Annotated in this window: 1 protein-coding gene; it reads right to left on the bottom strand. The window is 71.3% G+C overall.

Annotated features, from left to right (window positions below; genetic code table 11):
• The coding region (locus tag ACTS11_RS19980) for an ATP-binding protein (RefSeq protein ID WP_442642038.1) at positions 1 to 1,689 on the bottom strand (1,689 nt) is incomplete at both ends.

The raw sequence follows: 1,689 nt of genomic DNA, 5'->3' as shown, positions 1-1,689 counted from the left end.
TCCTCCGCCGCGAGGATCGACATGCGGGGCAGTTCAGCCGGCGCGGCGGGCGCGGCATCGGCCGCCAGCAACCGCTCGAGAAGCGCGGGCAGATCGTCGGCCGCTTCGGGAAGCTCGAAGCTCACGAGGCAGGGCGGCGCGTCCTCCTGCCCGTCGCCGAAGTGCAGGATGGGCCCCGTCAGCCCCGCCTCCCGGAGCGTCCCGGCCATCCCCGCCGCCGCCTCCGCCCGGCCGAGGAGGACGACGATCTCCTCGGTGCCGGGCGGGTCGGCGGCATCGGGCCGGGTGTCGGCGCGGATATGGGCACCGGCCCGCGCCAGCATGGCGACGAGCTCGCGCACCCGTCCCGAGAACAGCGGGCCGATCAGCCGGACCTCGCGCCGCTCGGGCCGAAGGCGGGCGGCGGGCGCCCCGGTCGCGTCCTGCCGCAGCGTGACCCCGAAGCTGAAGGTCGATCCGCGGCCCGGCTCGGACTCGAGCCCGATCTCGCCCCCCATCAGGGACAGCAGCCGGCGCGTGATGGTCAGGCCGAGGCCGGTTCCGTCATGGCTCCGGTTGGCCTGGTCCTCGACCTGGTTGAACTCTCCGAAGACGTGGGCCTGCAACTCCTCCGGGATGCCGATGCCGGTATCCTCGACGGCCACGAGCAGCGCCACCTCGCCCTCCGTCCCGACCACGGCCTGCACGCGCACGAGCACATGGCCCGTGTCGGTGAACTTCACGGCGTTGCCGATCAGGTTGAACAGGATCTGCCGCATCCGCCCGCAATCCCCGATCAGCGTCCCCGTGCCGTCCATGTCGAGGTCGAGCCGGAAGCGGAGATCGCGCCCCTCCAGCCTCGGGCGCAGGAGGCCGAAGACCTCGAGGATCAGGGACAGGAGGTCGAACGCCTCCTCGTGCAGCACGAGACGGCCGGCCTCGATCTTGGAATAGTCGAGGAGGTCCTTGATGAGTTCGAGCAGCGCCTCGCCGGAATGGCGGATCGTCTCGGCGAAGAGCTGCTGCTCGGCATCGAGCGCCGTCTCGCCCAGAAGCTCCGCCATGGAGACGATGCCGTTCATGGGCGTGCGGAACTCGTGGCTCATGTTGGCGAGGAAGGCGGACTTGGCGCGGCTGGCGGCGAGCGCGGCGTCGCGGGCCTGCCGAAGCTCCTGCTCGCGGCGGAGGGTCGAGGTCAGGTCGATGCCGAGGCAGACGGTGTCGCCTTGCGGCGTGCGCTTGTCGATGAGGCGGACGAAGCTGCCGTTCCAGAGGCGGAGATCGGTGCGCGGAATGACCTCCCCCTCCCAGCGGGCGAGCATCCGCTCGATCCAGTCGTCGGGATGCGCGCCCTCGAGGTCGACGATTCCCTCGTCCGCCGCGATCCTGAGGATCGCCTCGTAGCTCGCGCCGGGCGCGACGTCCGAAACCCCCTCGAAGAGCGCGAGATAAGCGGGATTCGCGGCGACGAGGCGGCAATCCCGGTCGAAGACGGCGAACCCGTCCTCCACCGCCGTGAGCGCGTCCCACAGACGCTGCTCCGCGATCTCGGCGCGGCCAGTGGCGACGGCCAGCTCCGCCACCACGCGTGTCGCGCGCCCCATCAGCGCGGCGTTCTCCTCCCGCTGCTCGATCACCTGGAAGGACAGCGCCTCGGCGTGCTCGGCCAGCTTGCGGTTCGCGCTGTAGAGTTCCTCCGACCGCAGGGCG

It is taken from the genome of Roseicyclus sp., from assembly GCF_052168335.1.
GTDB lineage: Bacteria > Pseudomonadota > Alphaproteobacteria > Rhodobacterales > Rhodobacteraceae > Roseibacterium.
Note: the sequence above shows the minus strand (reverse complement) of the source record. Positions and strands in the feature narration are given on the sequence as shown.